This is a genomic window from Armatimonadia bacterium (assembly GCA_039679385.1).
Classification (GTDB): domain Bacteria; phylum Armatimonadota; class Zipacnadia; order Zipacnadales; family JABUFB01; genus JAJFTQ01.
Map to the genome: position 1 here is coordinate 1 of JBDKVB010000073.1, position 22,680 is coordinate 22,680.

The following is a 22,680-nucleotide window of genomic DNA, read 5'->3' on the forward strand; positions in this document are numbered from 1 at the left end:
ATCCTGGCCCGGCGCGTGCTCCATGCGGCTCTGTGGCTGCTGCCCACTCTGGTGGGCGTGGCCGGGGTGTTTGGGCTGCTCGGGGCGCACCTGCTCTTCGCCATGCAGGTCATCGTGTACGTGGGCGCGATCACCGTCCTCATCGTCTTCGCGGTGATGCTGCTGGAAGATGACGCCCGCGAACGGCTGCCCAAGTTCCTGCGCTATCGGATCCCGCTGAAGTACAAGCCGGCGACCGACGTGGTGCTGTACTACTACAGTGGGATGCAGCATGTCCTGGGCGGGCTGGTGGCGGCAGTGATGATGTTCGTGGTGCTGATTGCAGCCATTGCAGAGGCCGCCTGGTACCACCAATGGCAGACGCTGCTGCCCGAGAAGACGTCGCAGTTCGCCGGAGACAACGTGCGCGTGATCGGTGAGCTGCTTCTGACCCGGTATCTGCTACCCTTCGAGGTCGCCTCCGTGGTGCTGCTGGTGGCCCTGGTGGGAGCGGTCGTGATCGCGCGACGCGAGCCGACGGGCCCTGTGGCAGCAAGTCCGACGCAGGAAGATGAGGCCACTGCCACGGACCCAGGGGGAGAGCAATCATGAGCCTACCCCCCATCGGTCTGACACACTACCTTGTCTTCAGTGCGCTGCTCTTCTGCATGGGCCTGTTCGCAGTGATGGTGCGGCGACATGCGGTGGCTGTGCTGCTGGGCATAGAGCTGATGCTGAACGCGGCCAACATCAACCTGGTCGCCATGAGCCGGTACCTGAGCCCTCTGGGGCCTGACGGTCATCCGGCGATGAACACGGTGCTGGGCGGCCAAGTGTTTGCGCTGATCGTGATGACTCTGGCTGCCTGTGAGGTGGCTGTGGGGCTTGCGATCATCGTGGCCTTGTACCGCAACCGGGGGACGGCCAACCCCGACGATGCTGCAGATATGAAGTGGTAGGGAGCCCTGGGGCCAGGACGCCATGCAGCGGCCGGCTTGAGGAGTGGCCCCTTTCTGAGACGCCAGTCACACCAGGATTCGCCAACTAACCATGCTTCAACTCGCCTGGCTCATCCCAATCCTACCCTTCTTCGCCTGTGCGGTGCTGCTGTTCTTTGGCAGCGCGCTGACCCGTCGCATGGACGAGAAGGTTGGCTGGATCGGCGTTGCAGGAATCGCGGCGACGATCCCCCTCGCCTGGGGCGCGATGTTCGAGCTGATCTTCGGGGCCACGTCGGTCAACGTGTCCATCCCCTGGGCGTCGGTCGGGGGACACGCGATCCACGTCGGCTTCATGGTCGATCCGCTGACCGCCGTGATGATCGCCATGGTCAGCCTGGTGTCGACGTGCATCCAGGTCTACAGCATCGGCTACATGCATGGCGACCCGCGCTACTCGCGGTTCTTCGCCTATCTGTCGCTCTTCTGCGGCTCGATGTTCCTGATCTGCCTGTCGAACAACTTCCTGATGCTCTACGCCGGCTGGGAGCTCGTGGGCCTGTGCTCCTACTTGCTGATCGGCTTCTGGTTTGAGCGACAGAGCGCGGCTAACGCCGCCAAGAAGGCCTTCATCACCACCCGCGTCGGCGATGTGGGTTTCGCGATTGGCATCCTGATCCTGTTCGGCTATGCGCCGAGTCTGCTCTACGCAGACGTCTTCGCAGCGGTCGCCAGGGGGATCATCCCCGCCTCAGTGGCCGGGATTGCTGCCCTGTTCCTGTTCAGCGGCGCAATCGGCAAGAGCGCGCAGTTCCCGCTGCATACGTGGCTTCCCGATGCCATGGAAGGCCCCACGCCGGTCAGCGCCTTGATCCATGCGGCTACCATGGTCGCCGCCGGTGTCTTCATGGTGGCGCGGATCTTCCCGCTCTTCTATGCCTCCCTGGGCTCAGTGGTGTTCCTCGGCGCCCCGGCCCTGACCATCGTCGCGGTCATCGGTCTCATCACGGCCCTGATGTCCGCAGTGATCGGTCTGGTGCAGAACGACATCAAGCGCGTCCTGGCCTACTCGACCATCTCACAACTTGGCTACATGATGACGGCGCTGGGAATGGGCGTCCTGGGGTTCACCGCCGGCGTCTTCCACCTGATCACCCATGCGTTCTTCAAGGCTCTACTGTTCCTTGGCTCCGGGAGCGTCATCCACGGCTGCCATGATGAACAGGACATGCGGCGAATGGGCGGTCTGGCGCGGAAGATGCCTGTCACCTACCTGACCTTCTGGGCCGGCACACTGGCCCTGGCGGGCTTCCCGCTGTTCGCCGGGTTCTTCTCGAAGGACGAGATCCTGGCTGCGGCCTGGAGCAACGCTACAGGCTCCCACCTGGGGCCCGGCGAGCCAAGCTATTGGGTCTTCTTCTGGGGTCTTGAGATCGGCGCGTTCCTGACCGCCTTCTACATGGGGCGGCTGTGTTTCCTGACCTTCAGCGGCGAGCCACGGGCGGAGTGCTCTGAACACGCTCATGAGAGCCCGCACGTAATGACGGTTCCGCTGGTTGTGCTGGCGATCTTCGCGGTGTTCCTCGGCTGGGTTGGTACCCCGTGGGTCGCGGGTAACCTGTTCCACCAGTTCGTGCACTTCGACCCGGCGACCGCCTTGCCTGCGGCTGTCGAGCCGCTTGGGCATGGCGTTGCCGCCGGTGCTGAGGCGTCCTCCGCAGAGGGCACGAACTGGGCCGTCATCGGCATCTCCACTTTCATGGCGGTAGCCGGTTTGCTGCTGGCCGCCGCGATCTACCTGTGGAAGCTGGTTTCGGTCGATGTCATCAAGCGCCCGTTGTACCCGATCTACGTCGCGGCACAGCACAAGTTCTACTTCGACGAGATCTACTCCGTCGTCCCGGTCGGGCTCACGATGGGTCTGTCCTGGGGCGCGAAACTTGTGGATACCTACGTGGTCGACGGCCTGGTGAACGCCGTGGGCTGGACAACACGCTGGGTGTTCGCGGGTCTCTCCTGGCTCCTGGACACCTTCGTGGTGGACGGTCTCGTCAATGCCGCGGGCTATGTCTCGAAGTGGACCGGCGAGGCCCTGAGTCGGCTTCAGAACGGTCACATCCAGGAGTACGTGTCGGGGTTCGTCATGTTCGCCTGCGGGCTGATTGTGGCCGTGTTCGTGGCCGTGTTCGTCGTGACCAACGGGATAACCGTCGCCGACGTTGTGCACTTCGTGCGCGGCGTGTTCGGCGGATAGCATATCTGCAAGACGGGTGCGTACGGGTTCGATGGCAGACGCTGCACAGACGGATCACTTGATGGCGGGAACGGCGTGCGTCGACATCACGCCGCCGTTGACGGTGCCCCATCTTGGTTACTACCGGCAGCGCCATGCCTTCTTCACCGGAGTACACGATCCGCTGCAGGCCCGGGCCCTGGTGGTTGATGACGGCGCGACGCGGGTCGCGATCATCGCGGCAGACAGCATTGGGTTCAGCCGGCGCATCCTGGGACCGGGTCGCGATTTCGTTGACGAGGTCAGGGAGCGGATCGAGCGTCTCACCGGGATACCGGCCGGCCACGTCCTGCTGGCGGCCACGCACGCCCATTCGGTTCCAGAGACCATCGGCTTCCGGCCGCTCTGGCAGCACCCCGGGGTGGCGCAGTGGCTGGAAGTGCTGATTGACAAGCTCGCAACGGCGGTCGCCCTGGCTGATCGGGACCGGCAGCCGGTGCGGCTGAAGCTCGCAAGAGGCTCCGCCGAGGGCATCGGCTGGTCGCGCAGACTCATCGACAAGGACGGTCGAGTGTGCCACTACCCGACTCGCCCGCCGGATGACCAGATTGCGGACTGGGGCCGATGCGACCACGCGGTGACGGTGCTGTCGCTGGAGACGCTCAGCGGCAAGGCCAGGAAGGCCCTGGTGCACTTCACCTGCCATCCGACGACGGTTCAGGTGAACCCGCTGGTGTCTGCGGACTATCCGGGCGCAGCGATGCGCTTCGTTGAGGACGCCGGGGGCGATTGCAGCCACGCCATGTTCCTGCAGGGCGCGTCGGGAAGCATCAACCCGGTGCGGGACACGACCGGTTTTGACGACGTCCGCCGTTACGGTCAGGCTCTGGCGGGAGAAGTCATCAAGCTTCTGGCACTCTCGTCGGCACCTGCCCACCCGTGCCTTCCGGCGCAAGTGGCTGTGAAGACCACCACTGTCACCTTGCCCTCTCGGGACCTGCCCGACTTGGAGCAGCTTCGACAGGCTCAGGAAGAGCAACGCCGACTGGCCAGCGAAGCGTCCGACCCGCAGGAGCGCCAGAAGGCTCAGGAGAGCGTGCTGGTGTTGGAGGAGCAGATTGCGCGAGTGGAGCTCGGGACGGGCCCCTTCGTGGCGCAGTTGCAGGGAATTCGGCTCGGCAACCTGGTCCTGGTGGGCTTGCCTGCGGAGCCTTTCGCGGAACTCGGTCTGGCAGTTCGCGCGATGGCCCAGGGCGACATGACTGCAGTCTGCGTCGGCTACGCGAACGGGTACCTGGGATACGTGGCACCCCCGGAGGCCTGGGAGCAAGGCGGTTACGAACTCGGCCTGGGGATGTGGTCGCTGCTGGGGCCGGGCGCCTTCGACGGCCTGCTTGCGGGAGCCAAAGAGCTGGTCGAGGGGCTGTCTGCGTAGAGCGATCGAGGGCGACGGTGGCCTGACCTGCACCGCGCCCGGCAGCACCCGAAGTGCTGCGCGATGATCTTAGTTGTCTCTCGGAGGGTGGTTCATGCCCGACATTCTCAGCATCATGATCTTTCTGCCGCTGCTGGGCATGGTGCTGATCATGCTCATGCACAAAGAGCGGCATGTCGAGGCGATACGCTGGGTCGCGACGCTGTTCGCGGGTCTGACCTTTGCGGCTTCGCTGTATGCGTGGTGGATGATGCCACGGACCGCGGGCATGCAGCTTGAGGTGAGCGTGCCCTGGATCCAGAGCCTCCACATCAACTACCATGTGGGCGTGGACGGCCTGTCCATGCCGCTGGTCGCTCTGACCACTCTCCTGACACTCTTGTCGGTCATCTACTCGTGGCGCATTGAGCACCGCGTGAAGGAGTACATGGCCTTCTTCATGCTCCTTCTGACCGGAATGCTCGGGGTCTTCTGCTCGCTGGACCTCGTGCTCTTCTACGTGTTCTGGGAGGTCGGTCTCGTACCGATGTATTTCCTCATCGGTATCTGGGGCGGCCCCCGACGCGAGTACGCAGCCATCAAGTTCTTCCTGTACACGCTTCTTGGCAGCCTGGCAATGCTGCTGGCGATCCTGGTGCTGTACTTCTTCTCTACCCCACATAGCTTTGACATGCTGGAGCTCGCGCGGCAAATGCCCATGGCTCGCGCCGGTCTTTGGGGCGCGCTGGTCTTCTGGGGCTTCTTCCTTGGCTTCGCGATCAAAGTCCCCATGTTCCCCTTCCACACGTGGCTTCCCGACGCTCACGTGGAAGCGCCGACTGCCGGCAGCGTCATCCTGGCAGGCGTACTCCTGAAAATGGGAACCTACGGCTTCGTGCGTGTGCTTCTGCCGATCCTCCCGCAGCAGACGCAGCAGTTCTCCATGTACATCGCGGTTCTGGCGCTGATCAGCGTCATCTACGGGGCGCTCTGCGCCATGGCCCAGAAGGACATGAAGAAGCTGATCGCCTACTCCTCGGTCAACCACATGGGGTATGTGATGCTGGGGATCGCGGCCTCGGTGGCGCTGGTGGGAGCCAGCGACGTGGTGACCAACCGCGTGACGGCGCTCAATGGTGCGGTGCTACAGATGGTCAACCACGGCATCATCACGGGCGCCCTGTTCTTCCTGGTCGGTGTCATCTACGACCGCGCGCACATCCGCGATATCGACGCTTTCGGCGGGCTGGCCAAGCAGATGCCGGTCTATGGCGGCCTGATGATGATGGCCTGCTTCGCTTCTCTGGGGCTTCCGGGGCTGGCAGGTTTTGTGAGCGAGTTCATGGTCTTCATTGGCGCCTTCGGTACCTACCCGCTCATGACCGGGCTGTCGGTTCTCGGTGTGGTCATTACTGCCGCCTTCTTCCTGGTGATGATCCAGAAGGTATTCCTGGGCGACCTGAACCTCCAGTGGCAGGGCCTCCGCGACATCGACGCAGGAGAGCTGCTGGCAATCGTGCCGCTCTGCCTTCTCATGCTTCTTGTCGGCATCTACCCGGGGCCGCTGGTTGAAGTGATCAACGGTTCGATGAGTGGTCTGCTGCAGACGGTGGGGTACGCGGTGCAGCTAGCAACCACGCACCTGCCGCTGGGCTAGGCGACAGTCACCATCCGGGGCGGGGCCCCGGACCAGCAAGTGGAGTTTGTGATGGCACGACGGGTCGTTCTGTGGGACTTCGATGGGACCCTGGCGCAGCGCCCCGGTATGTGGGGTATCGAGCTGGCCGCCGCTGCGGCCGAGGTGATCCCCGGGCACGTGCTGGATCTGGATGCTCTGCGTCCCTACCTGGCAACAGGGTTCCCCTGGCACGAGCCCGAGCGTCCACACCTCGAGCTGTGCGAACCCGAGGCATGGTGGGCGCACGTTCTGGAACGACTGGCGAGCGGGCTGGTGCAGATGGGCTATGACGGCGGAGTCGCGCGCGAGATCGCTCTGGCCTCGCGGCCCCGTTTCCTGGACCCAACCCCGTACCGGGTCTATCCGGAGGTCGTTCCTACACTGGAGCGGATGACGGCAGAAGGCTGGGAACACGTGGTGCTGTCCAACCACGTGCCGGAGTTGCCGACAATGGCCGAGGCCCTGGGGCTCTCGAAGCACTTCAGGGCAGTGCTGAGTTCGGGGAACCTGGGCTACGAAAAGCCGCATCCGGAGATCTTCCGGCTGGCACTCGAGGCAGCGGGGAGTCCGGAGGAGTGTTGGATGGTCGGCGACAGTCCGGTGGCGGACGTGGAAGGCGCCGAGGGTGTGGGCATCCCGGCGGTGCTGGTGCGCAGGGAGAACGCAGAAGCCAAGCGACGAGCGCCTGATCTTGCGGGCGCCTACGAGATCATTACCGGCCGTGCGGGCCTCTAGGCCCATACGGCAACTGACGGTGCGGGATGCCATACAGCAATATTGAACTCTTTACCCCTGAGCTATGCCTGTGCGGACTCGGTCTGCTCGTGCTGATCGTGGACCTGTTCGTGGCGCCGCGGGCACGGTGGCTTGCGCCGACAGTGGCAGTCGTCGGGCTGGCGGCGTGCCTGCACCCGATCCTTGAACTCTGGGGCACGGCGCCGGTTTTGGAGTTCGCGGGCAGCTATGCCGTCGACGCCGCGGCAGTGTTCTTCAAGGCCTTCTTTGCAGTCGTCGGCATCCTCGTAGTTCTCTTGTCGGTCGGCTACGCGGCCCGTCCCTGGAGGCGAGCGCAGGCAGAGACCAGTGACGCTTCCGCCGCTGACCCCCTCCCCTCCTCCGGGGAGTTCTACTCCCTCATCGTCTTCCTGGTGCTGGGCATGTCTCTCATGGCCGGCGCCAACGATCTGGTCCTGATCTACCTGGCCTTTGAGCTAGTCAGTCTCACTTCCTACCTGATGGCGGCGTGGCGCAAGACTGACCCCGGCTCGAACGAGGCGGGCGTCAAGTACTTCGTGTACGGCGCCGCCGCCTCCGGGGTCATGCTCTACGGTATGACGCTCGTGTACGCCGCCGGGGGCACGACGAACCTCACTGCTCTGTCGCAGCACTTCCTACAGCCGGTGCAAGGTGGCGGACTCGCCCTTCTCGGCGTGCTGGGGCCGCTGCTAATGATGGTGGGCCTGGGGTACAAGATCAGCATGGTCCCCTTCCAGGCCTGGGCGCCGGATGTCTACCAGGGCGCGCCCACACCGGTGACCGCTCTGCTCTCAGTGGGCCCGAAGGCCGCCGGGTTCGCCCTGATCGTGCGCTTCTTCTACACCCTGGCGCCGGCTCTTCACGTGCCTTGGCAGATGGTGTTTGCCATCCTCGCTGTCCTGACGATGTTCACAGGCAACCTGCTGGCGATCCGCCAGACCAACGTCAAGCGGATGCTGGCTTACTCGAGCATCGCCCATGCGGGCTACCTGCTGATTGGGTTCGTCGTCGGTCCTAACGAGTTGTGGGGACTGCCTGGCATTCTGGTATACTTGGTCGCGTACCTGCTGATGAACCTGGGGATGTTCGCGGTGGCTATCGTCCTCGAGCGTGAGGCAGGCCATTCCGAGCTGAGTCGCTTCGCCGGGCTGGCTCAGAGTGCGCCGGGCCTCGCCGCTCTGACGGTGATCTTGCTGCTGTCGCTCACCGGCATCCCACCCACTGCAGGATTCCTGGGCAAGGTGTACATCTTCGGCGCGGCGATCAAGTCGCGTGAGTGGGCCTGGCTGGCAGTGGTCGGGATCATCAACAGCGTCATCTCACTGTACTACTACATGAACATCGCCCGACTCATGTACTTCCAGAAGGACAGCGGCACGGCTCTGCAGCGAGTTCCCGCAGTGCTGACAGTGACGGCGGTTCTCTGCGCCCTGGGCACGCTCGGTGTGTGCATATTCCCTGACTGGTTGGTGGAGGCCGCGCGGCTGACCATGGCGGCTCGCTGATCAAACCACCTCAGAGCGGATACCCGGAGGGCACTGCGGTCAGGCCGAGAGCACAGCGCACGCATCCTGATTCGCGACGGCGGAGACCTATGCCCTGGCAGTTTGACGTACCGGAAGCCACCGTGCAGCGACTGTCGGCCTACCTGGCGATCCTGCGGCGACTGGACCGTGAGGGCAAAATGACCGCCTCGTCGTCGGAGATTGCCCGTCACGCTAACGTCAACGCAGCTCAGGTTCGCAAGGACCTCTCGTACTTTGGGGACTTTGGGCGTCGCGGCCTGGGGTACCGAGTCCGCGATCTGCGGGACCATCTGATGCGGATTCTCGGTGTGGGACGTGAGCGCCGCGTGGTGGTCATCGGCGCCGGCAATCTGGGGGCTGCACTGGCGGGTTACCCGGGGTTCGAGCCACGGGGGTTCCGCATCACCGGTGTGTTCGACAATAACCCGGCGAAGGTCGGCCACAGGTTGTACGGGCAGGAGATCATGGGGATGGACCGCCTGGCGGAAGTCGTGGAGAATGCCGGTGTCGAGATTGCGATCGTAGCTGTCCCCGGAGCGGCAGCTCAGGCCGTCGTCGATGCGGTGGTGGAGACCGGGATCCACAGTATCCTCAACCTTGCGCCGATCCGCGTGATGGCACCGCCCTCTGTCGTGATTCGGAGCGTGGACATGACCAGCCAGCTCGAGGTTCTCTCCTTCTGCTTGACCCACGTTGGAGAGCCCGCCGGGCGTACAGAAGGCGAGTACTAGCCGTATGCCCTTGCAGACCGATCCCCCAGTCTCCCCCCATCAGCCGGAGAGCGCATACCAGGTAGCCGTTCGTCCTGTCGCGCCGGAGATGTCTGTCGTGGAGGGTCGGCTGCTCCGTCTGTGTGGCGACGGGTCCGATCCCCTCAGCTCAGCGGCTCAGGCAGCGGTTGCAGCAGGTGGCAAGCGCCTGCGACCGGCCCTGGTTCTGCTCAGCGCACGCGCCGTCGGCGACGTCACGGCCATAACCATGGACTTGGCTCTGGCGGTGGAGGTCATGCACCTGGCCTCCTTGCTGCATGATGACGTCGTCGATCAGGCCACGGTGCGTCGCGGGCGCCCATCACTGCGAGCACAGTCCGGAGACCGTGCCGCCGTCCTTGTTGGCGACTACCTGGCAGCGTGTGCCTACAACGAGCTGGCGTCCTTGCGCGATGGTCGCTATGCCCAGGTCTTCACGGCCGCAGCGATGGAGATGTGTCGATCCGAGGCAATCTTCGCTGACAAACGTCCCGAGGACCTGACCCAGGATGACTGTCTGGATTCGGCGCGCGGCAAGACAGCAGCGCTGCTTGCGGCGTCCTGCCAGGTGGGGGCTCTGAGTGGCGGCGCGAGTGACGAGGCCGCAGCACGGTTCCGCAGCTTCGGGGAGCATCTGGGTATCGCCTTCCAACTCACCGACGACCTCCTCGACATCTATGGCCGTGAGGCAGTCACCGGCAAGGCTCCTGGACGCGACGTATTGACCGGTCAGTTCACTGTTCCGATCGTCCACGGACTGCACTCGTCGCGGGCGGGCGAGGTGCGAACAGCTATCGAGCAGGTCCGTAGTGCCGAGGACCCGGCGCAGGCCCTCGGCCGGCTGGCTGCGCTCCTGGACCAGATCGGCGCAAGAGCGGCCACCGAGGAGATGGCACGCCGGCAGGTGGCACTGGCCAAGGCTGCCCTTGAAGGCCTCGTGGTGAGCAGCCAACCGGCGCTGCAAGGGTTGCTGGCGATCGCCGATTACCTGCGCTCGCGACGTACCTGAGCCGTCACAGGTTGGACCGTACGTCATGCCGCCGTGCCGGCACACCTGGGTGCGCTACCCGTCAGGACCTCCGAGACGGTTCCTTGGGGTTCGCCTTTCCCTCTTCCCCATCGGCCCTCCTCAGGACGTCCTCGATCTTGTCCACGATCTTCTGCTCCGGCGTCTTCTGCTCTTCGGGCTTTGTGCCTCTGGTGACCCAGCGGAGGAGAAACACAACGGCCACCAGGCTCAACACTACGACCACGAGCATCTGCACGGCGGTTCTGGCCCGCTCGGTGGGCCCCAGGGGCTGTAGGTAGTCGCCGACGGGAGGTTGCCCGAAGATAGGCATCTCCGTCATGTTGCTCTCCTCGGGCGACTGGGCGAGGACCAGTCGGCCAGGAAGCAGCACCAGGGCTACCAGCCCCACCAGCACGAGGGCACACGGTCTCATCAGTGCGTCAATCCTCTCTCTCTGGTATGCGTGACTGACATCATAGCACAACCTTCACGCGTGCCGTATCCCTGAGTGCCGATGGTCGTCGCCGCTACCCACTCACAGCAAAAGGTCTCCTTGCTGCCGAGGAGGTATTCCTGCGGCCGTAGGGAAGTCAACATGACAGTTGCAGTACGATGCCTCAGGAGGCCGTGATGAGTGACACACTTGCGCTTGAGGGGGGCACTCCCCTCGTTCCCAGTGGCATGGTCAAGAGCTGGCCACCACTGACCCAGGCAGACAAGGACGCAGTGCTGGCTGTCTTCGACAGCGGCGAGCTGCACGGGACGTCGGCTCCCTGCGCGCTGAAGCTGCAGGATCGCTGGGCTGAGTATGTCGGCACCAAGTATGCGCTCGTAACCAACAGTGGGACCGCTTCGCTGCACATGGCAGTTGCCGGAGCAGGAATCGGCCCGGGCGATGAGGTCATCACAAGCGCTTTCACCTACTGGTCCACTGCGGCTGCCATCCTGCACCACAACGCGGTTCCCGTGTTCGTCGACATCGACCCCAGAAGCTACACGATGGACCCCGCGCTGATCGAAGAGCGCATCACCGAGCACACGAAGGCGATCCTGCCGGTCCACATCCACGGGATGCCGGCCGACATGGACCCCATCAAGGAGATTGCGCACCGGCACGGTCTGCTGATCATCGAGGACGCCTGCCAGGCCCACGGGGCGACCTACAAGGGCGTCAAGACGGGGGCACTGGGCGACATCGGCTGCTTCAGCTGCAATCGCTCGAAGAACCTCTCCGGCGGCGAAGGCGGCCTGTGGACCACTAACAACGAGGACTTCTACCGACGGGCCGCCAAGCTGCGCGAGTTCGGGGAAGTCGTCTTGCCGAACCAGGTGCGCGAGTACAACGCCTACGGTCTCGGCTGGATGTACCGGCCACACGAGTTCGTGAACGCTCTTATCCTCAGCCAGCTCGATCGGCTTGAGGAGCACAACGCAATCCGGCGCCAGTTCGCGGCCTACCTGACGGAGCAGTTGGCGCAGATTCCCGGCGTCAAGGGCCCCTACACCCCGGACTATGCGAACCCGTGCTACTTCAGCTACGTGGTGGAGTTCAAGCCCGAAGAGGTTGGTCTGGACGTAACACCTCGCGAGTGGAAAGTGGCAGCCCAGAAGGCCCTCGCCGCCGAAGGTGTACGCCTTGGGCAGTGGCAGACCATGCCGGTTCCCGCCCAGGACGTGTTCAAGAACCGCGTCGGGTACGGCAAGGGCTGTCCGTGGACCTGCCCCTTCGGTCGCGGCGATGTCTACTACGATGCTGCTGAGTATCCCAAGACGATCGAGTTCATCGACGGCCACTCGTACCTCTCGGCCGTGTACCCGCCCAATGAAATGAAGCTCATGGAGTTGTACGTCGAAGGTTTCCGCAAGATCAGCGCCAACGCCGCGCGGGTCATGGAACTCGCGAAAGGATAGGTCCGTATTATGAAGCTTGGTTTCATGATATACTCGCTCGGCCGCACTCTCCTGGAGAAGAAGATCACGGTGCCCGAGGCCTTCTCGTTGATGAAGGAGTTGGGTGTCGAGGGCGTAGACCTCACCGTTCAGCATGTCGAAGGCTACACCATGGCGCAGGTTCGGAGCATGCTCGAGGATATGGGCATGGTCGTTTCGTGCAACATTGGCGGCGCCAGCCTCACCATGAGCGATTCGGCGGCCCGGACTGCGTCGGTGGACGCCATCCGGAAGGTCATCGACAACGCTGTCGAGTTGGGTACCGGCAACGTTCTGGTCACCACTGGCGGCTGCGCTCCCGGTCAGGAGAAGGCCGAAGCTCGGGCAAACGTGGCGACCGGTCTCTCAGAGCTGCTGCCCTATGCACGGCAGGCGGGCGTCACGCTGAGCATCGAGGATTTTGGCAGCCCTGCAGCAGCCTACCAGACCTCGGCAGAATGCATGGAGTGTTGCGACCTTGCCGGCCCGGAGCTGAAGATCACCTATGACTCGGGGAACATGGTGATGAGTGACGAGGACCCCGTCGCCTTCTGGGAGGCTGTGAAGAGCCGTGTCGTCCACGCCCACGCCAAGGATTGGGAGCTTCTGGCACCCGACGCGGAGGCCCGCCTCATCTCCCGCGCAGGAAAGCGGTACATCGGGACGGTCGTAGGCTCCGGTGTTCTCGACTATCCCGCCATCATCGGTGCCATGGAGGCGGCCAACTATGACGGTTTCCTGTCCTTTGAGTACGAGGGCACCGGCGATCAGGTGGCTGCTGCACGACAGGGAGTCGGGTACATGAAGCGCCTCATGTTCGGAGCAGAATGACGTCAGAAGGCCTCCAGGAGGCCTTAACAGCGCCCTTTGGGCTGCGTCCCGCAGAGGGGATACTGTTACAGTATGGGGCGGAAAAAAGGCGCGACGACCTTGACAACAGCGTGTCATCTCCTCTACAATACGTGCAAGCTCCAGCATGAAGTACCGGAGGGTGATTTCCGTGAGACGGCTAACTCTACTCAGCTTCCTCGCCGCGTTCGCTCTATGCCTTGCAGTCGCCTCAGCAGACGTCATCGTTGATGGGAATGACAGCGATTGGTCCAGCCTTCCCGGGAGCATTCAGATTCCGGACAATGGCGGGGTCAATGAGCCCCTCATCCCCGACTACTATGATATCAACGTCAATGGATTCCACTACGGCGACGCAGGGAGTCTCTCGTCGACCGCTGACAACCTCTACTATTTCCTGGCCAAGCAGTGGGGGCTCTTTCCAACCGGCGGCGAGAAGTCGGCCGACGACCGTCTCGAGATCCTGATTGATGCTTTTGACGGTGCCGGCACCACGATCTATGATACCCCTGGCGTTGACTACCGGATCTACTGGAACCTTGACAACCCCGTAACGCAGTACACCCTGCGGTCTGACGTACCGGTCTATCACTGGACCGGCACCGCGTGGGACTGGACCCCTGGGAACTACGCGTGGGTAGCGTACGGCAACAACCCGGCAGCCGCGTCAGACCACTGGTCCGCGGAGTTTGCTCTGGACCCATCGCTCATTTGGGGCAAGAGTGCTGCGGGTAACGTCTCTTGGGCTGCGTACCTGGACAACGGTAGCACGGCTCCGGATGACAGCTGCCCGAACACTCCGGAGAAGAACCCCGGCCCGGTTCCCGAGCCTGGTACACTGGCTCTGTTCGGCCTGGGTCTCCTGGGTGTAGTCGCGTGGCGCCGCCGCAAGACCACCACGGAAGAGTAGAGGAGCACCGCCTCCTTCGATGTGAGCGCCGCCCTTCTTGGGCGGCGCTTTTTTTTGCCGGCTTCGTCGCACCCAAGGAACCACTCCGCGCCGCAGACAGTCGCAACATACGGCCAGCACCGCTGCGTTCCTTTGCCGTCCCCAGGGAGCCTGGATCGAGCCATGCGCCTTCTCGAACGCTACCTTCTACGTGAGATGATAGGGCCCGCTATTGCTGCCCTGCTGGGATTCGTCGTTCTCATCACGGGACACGTTCTGTTCACCGTGGTCGACGTGATCGCTGGCAAGGGTGTACGGTTCGAGAGCATCCTATGGTTCGCGGCGCTCAAGACTCCCGAGGCGGCGGTGCTCGCCTTGCCTGTGGCCACGCTGCTCGGATGCGCACTGGCGCTCAATCGGCTGGCCTCGGACAATGAGTTGAACCCGCTTTTCGCGGGCGGCCTTGGCGGGTACCGCCTGCTGATGGCTCCCCTTCTCCTGGGTACGCTTGCCACGGTGCTCTCTATTGGGATCAAGGAGTTGGCCGTTCCGGCGGCCGATCGGGAGGCACAGTCGCTCCTGCGGGAGATGCTCATCCGACAGAAGACCCTGGCCTTCAAACCCAACCGCTTCCTCGATACAGGTGGTCGCTGGGTCTTCCTCCCGCGGGAGGTGGACCGGGATCGTGACATGCTTCGTGGGCTCGTTTGTCTGATGAAGCGGCCAGGGGCCTTCCCCGTCGTGATCTGCGCCAAGAGCGCCCACTTCACAGACCGGCGCCTGTGGGCTGAAGGTGTGAACACCTACGAGTTTACCTATCCTGACAAGCTGAACTGGCTGCGTAGCCCAAGCTCGGTGATTGACCTGGGCAACCTGTCCCCTGGCACCGTTGGCGGCGCGTCTATGCAGAATCAGCCTCTGCGCGAGCTCCTGGTCGAGCGTGCGGGGCATCGCGCAGGTGGCGCCGACGCAACGCGGGAATATGACATGGAGATACATGGTCGGCTCTCGCTGGCTTTCGCCTGCCTGGTCTTCGCACTCCTGTCCGTCCCGGTGGCGATGCGGTGCGGCCGTGCTCAGACCTTGGCCGGTGTCCTGGCGACGCTCATTGTCGCCTTCGTCTACTTCGTCGTCATGCTTGCTTTGAGGCTTCTGGGGAGCAACGGAACCTTGCCCGCGCCCGTCGCGGCCTGGGCTCAGGACGTTGTACTGCTCTTTGCTGTGTTCGCCTCCATGCGGCGTTTCTAGAGGGCACGCGGGTCCCGAGCAGTCGACCTGCCGGCATGGCTGTTGTCGGCCGGGCACCAACTTCCCTGGGAGTGATGTTGTTCGGTCATGGGACGCCTGGTTCGGATGGTATTACTCGTGATGGGCCTTTGGTATGCGGCGGGTCCCGCCGTGGCCCAGTCAGAGTCGGTGCCCTCTGCCCAGCCTCGTCCTTCAGACGCCCCAGGGGTACCGACACCACCTGGGACCGATGCCCCCGAGACCCCGCGGAGTGCCGGTCCCGCAGCCTCCTCCCCCAGACCGCAGTTAGGTCTTGAGGCTATCACTGGCGCTCTCAAGGAGGGCAGGTTCCAGCTTCAGGCCGAGCACCTGGGGGTACGCGAGGGTGCTGCCTATGCCGAGGGCGGCGTGCGTGCGGTGAGCGGCAACATGACCCTGACCGCTGACGGTGCAGTGGTCGAGCCAGATCAGGTCACCGTCCACCTCCTCGGGCACGTCGTCATCGGTTCGCCGCAGATGCAGACGACGGCCACCAGCATCGAGATCAACATCGAGACGAACCACTGGAGGAGCACTGAGGCACACACCGAGGTCAAGCCCGGCTTCTTCGAAGGTGGCGTGGAATCGCCGCTGTTCGTGCGCGCGCGGACTCTGGAGGGCACCAGGGGCGGAGAGCTGGTCGAAGCCCGGGGGGCAAGCGGCACCACCTGTGACCGCGAGCAGCCCCACTATGACCTGCGGTCCTCCAAGATCACTGCGATCCCTGGTCGCAAGGTCATCTTCCGGAAGCCTTCGCTCTACGTCTTCGGACACCGGCTGGTCCGGTTCCCCTTCAACCTTGCGCTGTCCCTGGAGAGCAAGCAGAACAAGTTCATACCGGAGTTCGGTCAAAGCGAGGTCGAGGGTTACTTCGCCAAGCTGGCGTATCTGTACGTTCTGAACCCTGAGAACAGCGGGCTACTGCGCCTCAATGTGACCCAGAAGCGAGGCACTGGTCTGGGCTTCGACCACACTCTCGAGACCACTCAGCAGCACGGCGAGCTGGCGGTTCTGTGGGAACCAAAGGAAGGGGCTCTTAGCTCGCGCCTCGACCACCGGTGGCAGATATCGCAGGAGATGTCTTCAGAGCTCACCTCGAACCTGCAGCGCAACAGCGGCTACTACGGGGAGACGGAGACGCTCTCGAACAACTGGACGCTGCGCCGGGCAACGACTGAGGCCAACTCCCAGCTCGGCTTCCAGCAGTCGGTCTCGCAGTCGGGGTCTTCGACCTCGCGCTCGTTCACCAGCGCCTTCAGCCATCAGCAGCGGCAGGGGGCGAACACCGATTGGAGTGTGCGGTCCAACTACAGGAGCAGCCGCTACTCCAGCTCACAGGCCGCCGATGAGGAGCTCCAGTCGTCCTTCGAGTATGGCCATCGTGCCCGGGCCTACGACTGGCGCGTCGTCGCTGACAAGCGACACGACCTGGACGGCTCCAGCTATACAGGAGACTCTTCCTATCGGTATCTCAACCGCCTGCCACAGTTCACCTTCAACACCGACAGCACCCGGATGCCCAACATCAAGCCTCTGGGACGCATCGGCACACAAGCGACCGTCGAGCTTGGGCGCTATGAGCAGCGTCCTGACAATGTGACCATCAGCCGGGCCGCACTCAAGCTCGATCTCGGCGGCAGCGAGCGACGGATCACGGGCAGTTCGCGGCTTCGCACGGCTGCCCGCTACTACCAGGCGTTCTACGACGACGGATCGGCTCAGTACCTTCTCGGCGCAACCTCCCAGCTTCGACAGGAGCTGGGCAATCACTGGAACCTGCAGACTTCGCTGAACTACTTCCGTCCCAACGGATTCGCGCCCCTGCAACTGGACTACTGGTCACGTCAGGAAGACATGCAGTTCCAGGCAGTGCGGCTGTCACCAAACCGCTCGCGGATAGATATGTCCGGCGGATATGACTTCGTGGGCAACCAGTGGCGCACCCTTCTGGGGCAGTTCGAGTACATGACCTCACGTAGTTCGAAGCTGGAGATGCAGACCGGGTACGACCTCGAAGCGGCCATGTGGCGTCCTCTGAACGCCCGCTGGACGTTCGTCCACCCGCGAGAGATGTCGCTGGCTCTGGGGGCGCAGTACCAGATCGAGGACTCGCAGCTGCGTCAGATCACCATGGACCTGGACTGGCTGGTCACCCCGCGCACGCGACTGGAGTTGCAGACGACCTACAGTGGCTACACTCATGCCCTGGACGAGATGGACGTACGTGTGACGCGCGACCTGCACTGCTGGATCGGCTCGGTCGCCTATAGCCGGCTGACAGGTGAGTTCCAGGTGAACCTGGGCCTCAAGGCCTTCCCCTCAGAAAAGACGAACTTCGGCTCGACGCGTGGCGCACGCTTCGAGAGTGGCGCGGGAGCCAGCTTCTAGGCTGATGCGGCGCGGGTCCGTGGTGCTCACGGCCTTGCGCCCAGACCTCTGTGCAGGTATGTTATGGGGTGTCAGGTTCCTGAGGAAGGCCGAGAGTGGTCCTGTCGGTGCACCCCTGGTCGGAGGAGAGCTTGGTAATGGCTACGCTCAAGCAGCTTGCCGCATGCTTCGCGATGCTTTGCATCCTGACGGGGTGCACCTCCTGCGGAGGGGGCCAAAGCACCGTGCCGACTCCGCCTCCGCCGACGCGTCCGAACTTCGACCGCAGTCTGGCGTACTCGGACATCGTGACGCAGTGCAACTTCGGACCGCGTAACCCCGGCTCGACGGGCCACGAGAACTGCCGGGTGTGGCTTGTGAACAAGCTGACCGCGCTGGCGGACAGTGTTGTGAAGCAGGACTTCAGCGCCCAGACGCCCCTGGGCGGTCCCTACAGCTTCGAGAACATAGTCGGAGTCTTCGCCAGTCAGGCCACCGGCTCTCCCCTGCTCCTGGCGGCCCACTGGGACACTCGTCCCATCGCGGACGAGGACCCTGACGCGGCGAACCGGAATACGGCCATCCTCGGCGCCAACGACGGAGCTTCGGGAGTGGCTGTGCTCCTGGAGTTGGCCCGGCATCTGAAGGACAACCCACCGACGCGGCCGGTCATCCTTGCCTTCGTCGACGCGGAGGACTCTGGCCTGGGCTCCAGCGCCCAGCCGTACATGGGCTTCTGCATCGGCTCGAACCACCTGGCGAACAACTGGCCCAGCAGCCTGCCGGTCCCTTCTGAGATGATCCTGTTGGACATGGTCGGCGCCGATCAGCGCAACAACCCACGGCTTCAGCCGACTGGTGCCATCGGTGGGCCGGAGTTCCGCCTCGAGCAGAACTCGCTGAACTCGAACCCATCCCTCATGAACCGCATCTGGAGTGCGGCCGAGACCCGTGGGCACACCGCCTTCGTGCGCCAGTCTCAGGGCGCGATCACCGACGACCACAAGCCCTTCATCGACAAGGGCCTGCCCGCGGTAGACATCATCCACTTCGCCCCGGCCGAATGGCACACGGTGGACGATACCCCGGCGAACTGCTCGGCCGAGACCCTGTACCAGGTGGGCGACACCCTCGTGTCGATCCTGTGGCCCTAAGGGCCACTGGCAGGCGCGACCCGGCCCATGCCTCGACGTGACGGTAAGTGATGGGGGCACTGGGAAGACCCCAGGGGGCTGTCAGACGCCGATGTGACCGGGGCGTCTGATCTTGGCGGCTCGGCGCACGAGTTCACGCGCTGCGGCCTCGGGGTCCGGCTGGTCACTGATTGCGCTGATGACCGCCAGCAACTCGGCCCCGTGAGCCACGACCTCTTCGAGGTGCTCGGCCCCGACTCCGCCTATCGCACAGACGGGCAGTGTGGTTGCCGCGCGAACGGCCTCCAAGGCTTCGAGGCCAACTACCGGCTTCTCAGGTCTCGTGGGAGAGGGATAGAGGGCACCGACGGCGACGTAGGTTGCGCCGTCAGCTTGGGCAATCCGGGCGTTTTCAGGGGTGGGGGTGGTAGCTCCAATGATCGCCGTCGGACCCATGAGGCGTCGAGCATAGGCCACCGGCAGGTCCTCGGCACCGAGGTGAACACCATCAGCACCGACTGCCAGGGCCACGTCCACGCAGTCATCGATGATGAGTGGCACCTTCGCCGCGCGGGTCATGCGTACCAGGACAGAAGCCTCCTCGACCAGATCGCGTCGCGAGAGTGACTTTGCCCGCAACTGGACCATCCCGACGCCGGCGCGCAACACTGCAGCGACAGTGCGACGGACTTGCTGCTGGTTCCGGCCGATATCCGAAGTGACATAGTAGATGTTTGAGCGCAAAGCCTGGATCAGCATGTCCCCAAGTATAGCGTGACATGCTCTGGAAGGGAAGGAGCGCCGACCGCCTACCACCACCACCGGACCTTTCTACTTTGCCCGGATAGGACATTGTCACCTTGCGCCTACACCCGAGGCGGACAGCCTTGACACTCCTCCAGGATGGGCGATAGAATAACTTCCCAATTGGCGTAAGCGAGCCGATAAGGATTGCACGTTGGCTCCCTGGCACGTGTTCTTGCGCGTTGCTCGGGGCCGACGTGTGCCTTCTTGTTTCCTCGAACGGTGCGCGGGATTGTGAGGCCAGCCGGATGGATTACCGCAAGACCCTGAATCTGCTGAAAACTGATTTCCCGATGAAGGCCAACCTGCCACAGCGCGAGCCCCTGCTCGTGGAGTGGTGGGAGGACATCGATATCTACGACAAGGTCCGGGAGAAGAGCAAGGGAAGGCCCAAGTGGATCCTCCACGACGGCCCCCCCTATGCGAACGGCAACATTCACCTGGGCCAGGCCCTCAACAAGATACTCAAGGACATCGCTATCAAGTACAAGACGATGCGGGGTTACGATTGCCCGTACGTTCCCGGCTGGGACACTCAGGGGCTCCCGACCGAACAAGCGGTGCGTCGCGAGAAGGGGGTTGACCGCAGGCAGGTCTCGCCGCTGGAGTGGCGCCGGATGTGCGGCGAACTGGCACTCGGGTATGTCGACACTCAGCGCAAGCAGTTCAAGCGTCTGGGGGTCCGTGGCGACTGGGACCACCCCTACCTCACGCTGAGCAAGGAGTACCAGGCACGCCAGATCGACGCCTTTGGCAAGATGGCGCTCAAGGGCCTGGTGCATCGTCGCCTGCGGCCCGTCTACTGGTGCCATCACGAGGACTGCATGACAGCCCTGGCCGAGGACGAGATCGAGTACCAGACGAAGATCTCGCCGGCCATCTACGTTGCTTTCGAGTTCCCGGAGGGCACCAAGCCCTTCGGTGCCGAGGCCCAGACGGCTGTGCCCGCAGGCACCAATCCCGAGGTCGTCATCTGGACCACTACGCCCTGGACGATCCCCGGCAACACCGGCATCGCGCTCAACGACAGCGCCGAGTACGTGTTGCTGCGAGCCACGCTGCGCGGACGGACACGCTTTCTGGTCTGCGCCTCCGCCCTCATGGACACCATGGTGAGCGAGTGCGAGTTGCAGGACGTGGAGATTCTGGGCCGCGCTGCTGGTCGCGATCTCGAAGGCATGGTGGCCGTCCACCCGATCTACGGGCGAGATTCGCGGATTGTCCTCGCTGACTATGTTGTGATGGATCAGGGCACCGGCTGCGTGCACACTGCGCCGGGTCATGGTCTGGAGGACTTCCAGACGTCGCTGCGGTACCAACTGGACGTCATCAGCCCGGTCGACGACGAGGGCCGCTTCACTGACGAGGCCGGTCCGGATCTGGTCGGGAAGGTCTGCGACAAGTCCAACGAGAACGTCCTTGACCTCCTGCGGGCCACGGATGCCCTGTTGCATGCCGGCACGATCGAGCATGACTATCCCCACTGCTGGCGCTGCCACAACCCGGTCATCTACCGTGCAACCAAGCAGTGGTTCATGGACATCGACGCCCTACGAGCCGATGCCCTGGTGCAGATCAAGAACGCTGACTGGATGCCAAAGTGGGGCGAGTCCCGGATCAGCGGCATGGTAGCTGCGCGGCCGGACTGGTGCATCTCCCGACAGCGCATCTGGGGCGTACCGATCCCGGTGTTCTACTGCAAGAGCTGCAACCAGGTGCTCCTCACACAGGAGAGTGTGGACAGCGTCCGCGACATTGTGGCCGAACACGGGGCCGATGCCTGGTTTGAGCGGGACGCCAAGGACCTGCTGCCCGCGGGGACTCACTGCGCTAAATGCCAGGGCACGGAGTTCACCAAGGAACCAGACATCATGTCTGTGTGGTTTGATAGTGGGGTAAGTCACTACAGCGTCCTGCTGACGAACCCTGACCTGAGCTTCCCGGCTGACCTGTATCTGGAGGGCGACGACCAGTACCAGTGTTGGTTCCAGACCTCGCTGTGGTGCGCGGTTGCCCTGGGCGAGCCAGCTCCCTTCAAGATGGTGGTGGGGCACGCCTTCTTCGTCGATGAGACCGGGACGAAGATGTCCAAGAGCAAGGGCAACATCATCTCGCCCCAGGTGATCTACGACAAGTACGGCGCAGACGTGCTGCGGCTCTGGTTCACCTACGCCGACTTCCGCCGCAAGATGTTCTGCACCGAGGACATCTTCCAACAGGTAGCCGACGCCTACCGGCGCATTCGGAACACCGCACGGTTCATGCTCCAGAACCTGCAGGACTTCAACCCGGCGACAGACAGCGTGCCGGAGCCGGAGATGCGTGAGTTCGACCGGTGGGCGCTCATGCGGATGAGCCAGTTGGCGGCCCGCATGACCGCGGCCTTCGATGAGTGGGACCTGCATCTGTTCTACCACGACCTCCACGCCTTCTGCGCCACTGACCTAAGTGCTATCTATCTGGATGTGCTCAAGGATAACCTGTACACGAATCGGGCAGACGCGCCCGAGAGGCGTTCGGCACAGACGGCTCTGTGGCAGATGCTACTTGCTCTCACCAAGATGATGGCGCCGGTTCTGACGTTTACGGCAGAGGAAATCTGGCAACATTGTCGAAAGCTTGATCCGGAACTCCCCGAGAGCGTGCAACTCGCCGACTGGCCGGAACCCATGCCGGCGAACGAAGAGTTTGCAGCACGCTGGGAGAAGATGCTGGCAGTTCGCGGCGTGGTCATGGCTTCGCTGGAGGCTGCTCGAGGCGCGGGTGACGTTGAGAACCCGATCGAGGCGCGAGTGGACCTCTACAGCGATGGCCCGACTCGCGACTTCCTGAGGAGTTTTGGTGACACGCTACCGTCTCTGTTTATCGTGTCGGCCGTAGAGCTCCATGACGTGGCAGACGCGCCCGTTGAAGTGGCGGAGCACGTGGGCGTCGCTGCCGTGGCGAAAGTTGCAGAAGGGGACAAGTGCCCACGTTGCTGGACTCGTTCCACGACAGTGGGAGCGGACACGACCTATCCGGAGCTGTGTGCCCGTTGTGCAGGGCGTGTGTCGTAGCGGTCCTGGGCATGGGCACGAGACTGTAGCAGGGGTCTGGCCGTAAGCCGAGTGAGAACGTGGGTCGGGATGGGCCGGTTCCAGGCTCTGAGGGGTAACACACTC

At 63.5% G+C, this 22,680-nt stretch carries 18 protein-coding genes; 16 read left to right on the forward strand and 2 right to left on the reverse strand.

Features of this window, described 5'->3' with window-relative positions; all coding sequences use genetic code 11:
• The 9 genes from ABFE16_08300 to ABFE16_08340 all read left to right on the forward strand — a co-directional run.
• On the forward strand, window positions 1-591 hold a 591-nt coding region (locus ABFE16_08300; protein MEN6345296.1), incomplete at its 5' end, for an NADH-quinone oxidoreductase subunit J.
• Window positions 588-938: an NADH-quinone oxidoreductase subunit NuoK gene (nuoK, locus tag ABFE16_08305; GenBank protein ID MEN6345297.1), complete on the forward strand. Its 351-nt coding sequence runs from the start codon at window positions 588-590 to the stop codon at window positions 936-938. The genes ABFE16_08300 and nuoK, both read left to right, overlap by 4 nt.
• 91 nt (window positions 939-1,029) lie before the next feature.
• Window positions 1,030-3,171: an NADH-quinone oxidoreductase subunit L gene (gene nuoL / locus ABFE16_08310; protein MEN6345298.1), complete on the forward strand. Its 2,142-nt coding sequence runs from the start codon at window positions 1,030-1,032 to the stop codon at window positions 3,169-3,171.
• Window positions 3,172-3,202: 31 nt separating this feature from the next.
• Window positions 3,203-4,585, forward strand: a complete 1,383-nt coding sequence (locus tag ABFE16_08315; protein ID MEN6345299.1) for a neutral/alkaline non-lysosomal ceramidase N-terminal domain-containing protein — start codon at window positions 3,203-3,205, stop codon at window positions 4,583-4,585.
• A gap of 94 nt (window positions 4,586-4,679) precedes the next feature.
• On the forward strand, window positions 4,680-6,221 hold the full coding sequence (locus tag ABFE16_08320; protein ID MEN6345300.1) for an NADH-quinone oxidoreductase subunit M: 1,542 nt from the start codon (window positions 4,680-4,682) through the stop codon (window positions 6,219-6,221).
• A gap of 51 nt (window positions 6,222-6,272) precedes the next feature.
• Complete coding sequence (locus ABFE16_08325) at window positions 6,273-6,977, forward strand: HAD-IA family hydrolase (protein MEN6345301.1); 705 nt, start codon at window positions 6,273-6,275, stop codon at window positions 6,975-6,977.
• 26 nt (window positions 6,978-7,003) lie between these two features.
• Window positions 7,004-8,503 (forward strand): NADH-quinone oxidoreductase subunit N, encoded by a 1,500-nt coding sequence (locus tag ABFE16_08330; GenBank protein MEN6345302.1) that lies wholly within the window; start codon window positions 7,004-7,006, stop codon window positions 8,501-8,503.
• Window positions 8,503-9,255: a redox-sensing transcriptional repressor Rex gene (locus ABFE16_08335; GenBank protein ID MEN6345303.1), complete on the forward strand. Its 753-nt coding sequence runs from the start codon at window positions 8,503-8,505 to the stop codon at window positions 9,253-9,255. Before ABFE16_08330 ends, ABFE16_08335 begins: the two co-directional genes overlap by 1 nt.
• Window positions 9,256-9,259: 4 nt before the next feature.
• Window positions 9,260-10,282 carry a polyprenyl synthetase family protein gene (locus ABFE16_08340; GenBank protein ID MEN6345304.1) on the forward strand — a complete coding sequence of 341 codons (1,023 nt, stop codon included), beginning with the start codon at window positions 9,260-9,262 and terminating at the stop codon, window positions 10,280-10,282.
• A 61-nt stretch (window positions 10,283-10,343) separates the two neighbouring features.
• Here the strand turns inward: ABFE16_08340 and ABFE16_08345 are convergent, their stop codons facing one another.
• A complete protein-coding gene (locus ABFE16_08345) occupies window positions 10,344-10,715 on the reverse strand; it encodes a hypothetical protein (protein ID MEN6345305.1) in 372 nt (123 codons plus the stop codon).
• 197 nt (window positions 10,716-10,912) lie between these two features.
• On the opposite strand from ABFE16_08345, the gene ABFE16_08350 reads away from it, so the two are divergent.
• The 6 genes from ABFE16_08350 to ABFE16_08375 all read left to right on the forward strand — a co-directional run bounded on the left by ABFE16_08350 (window position 10,913) and on the right by ABFE16_08375 (window position 18,736).
• A complete protein-coding gene (locus ABFE16_08350) occupies window positions 10,913-12,193 on the forward strand; it encodes a DegT/DnrJ/EryC1/StrS family aminotransferase (GenBank protein ID MEN6345306.1) in 1,281 nt (426 codons plus the stop codon).
• Window positions 12,194-12,217: 24 nt separating this feature from the next.
• Window positions 12,218-13,042: a sugar phosphate isomerase/epimerase family protein gene (locus ABFE16_08355; GenBank protein MEN6345307.1), complete on the forward strand. Its 825-nt coding sequence runs from the start codon at window positions 12,218-12,220 to the stop codon at window positions 13,040-13,042.
• 169 nt (window positions 13,043-13,211) lie between these two features.
• On the forward strand, window positions 13,212-13,970 hold the full coding sequence (locus ABFE16_08360; protein ID MEN6345308.1) for a PEP-CTERM sorting domain-containing protein: 759 nt from the start codon (window positions 13,212-13,214) through the stop codon (window positions 13,968-13,970).
• A 162-nt stretch (window positions 13,971-14,132) separates the two neighbouring features.
• A complete protein-coding gene (locus tag ABFE16_08365) occupies window positions 14,133-15,197 on the forward strand; it encodes an LptF/LptG family permease (protein MEN6345309.1) in 1,065 nt (354 codons plus the stop codon).
• Window positions 15,198-15,302: 105 nt separating this feature from the next.
• On the forward strand, window positions 15,303-17,603 hold the full coding sequence (locus ABFE16_08370) for a hypothetical protein (protein ID MEN6345310.1): 2,301 nt from the start codon (window positions 15,303-15,305) through the stop codon (window positions 17,601-17,603).
• A gap of 137 nt (window positions 17,604-17,740) precedes the next feature.
• A complete protein-coding gene (locus ABFE16_08375) occupies window positions 17,741-18,736 on the forward strand; it encodes a M28 family peptidase (protein MEN6345311.1) in 996 nt (331 codons plus the stop codon).
• 81 nt (window positions 18,737-18,817) lie between these two features.
• Here ABFE16_08375 and thiE read toward each other — a convergent pair whose 3' ends face one another.
• A complete protein-coding gene (gene thiE, locus ABFE16_08380) occupies window positions 18,818-19,459 on the reverse strand; it encodes a thiamine phosphate synthase (protein MEN6345312.1) in 642 nt (213 codons plus the stop codon).
• A gap of 308 nt (window positions 19,460-19,767) precedes the next feature.
• On the opposite strand from thiE, the gene ileS reads away from it, so the two are divergent.
• On the forward strand, window positions 19,768-22,575 hold the full coding sequence (gene ileS / locus ABFE16_08385; GenBank protein ID MEN6345313.1) for an isoleucine--tRNA ligase: 2,808 nt from the start codon (window positions 19,768-19,770) through the stop codon (window positions 22,573-22,575).
• Window positions 22,576-22,680: the final 105 nt, after the last annotated feature.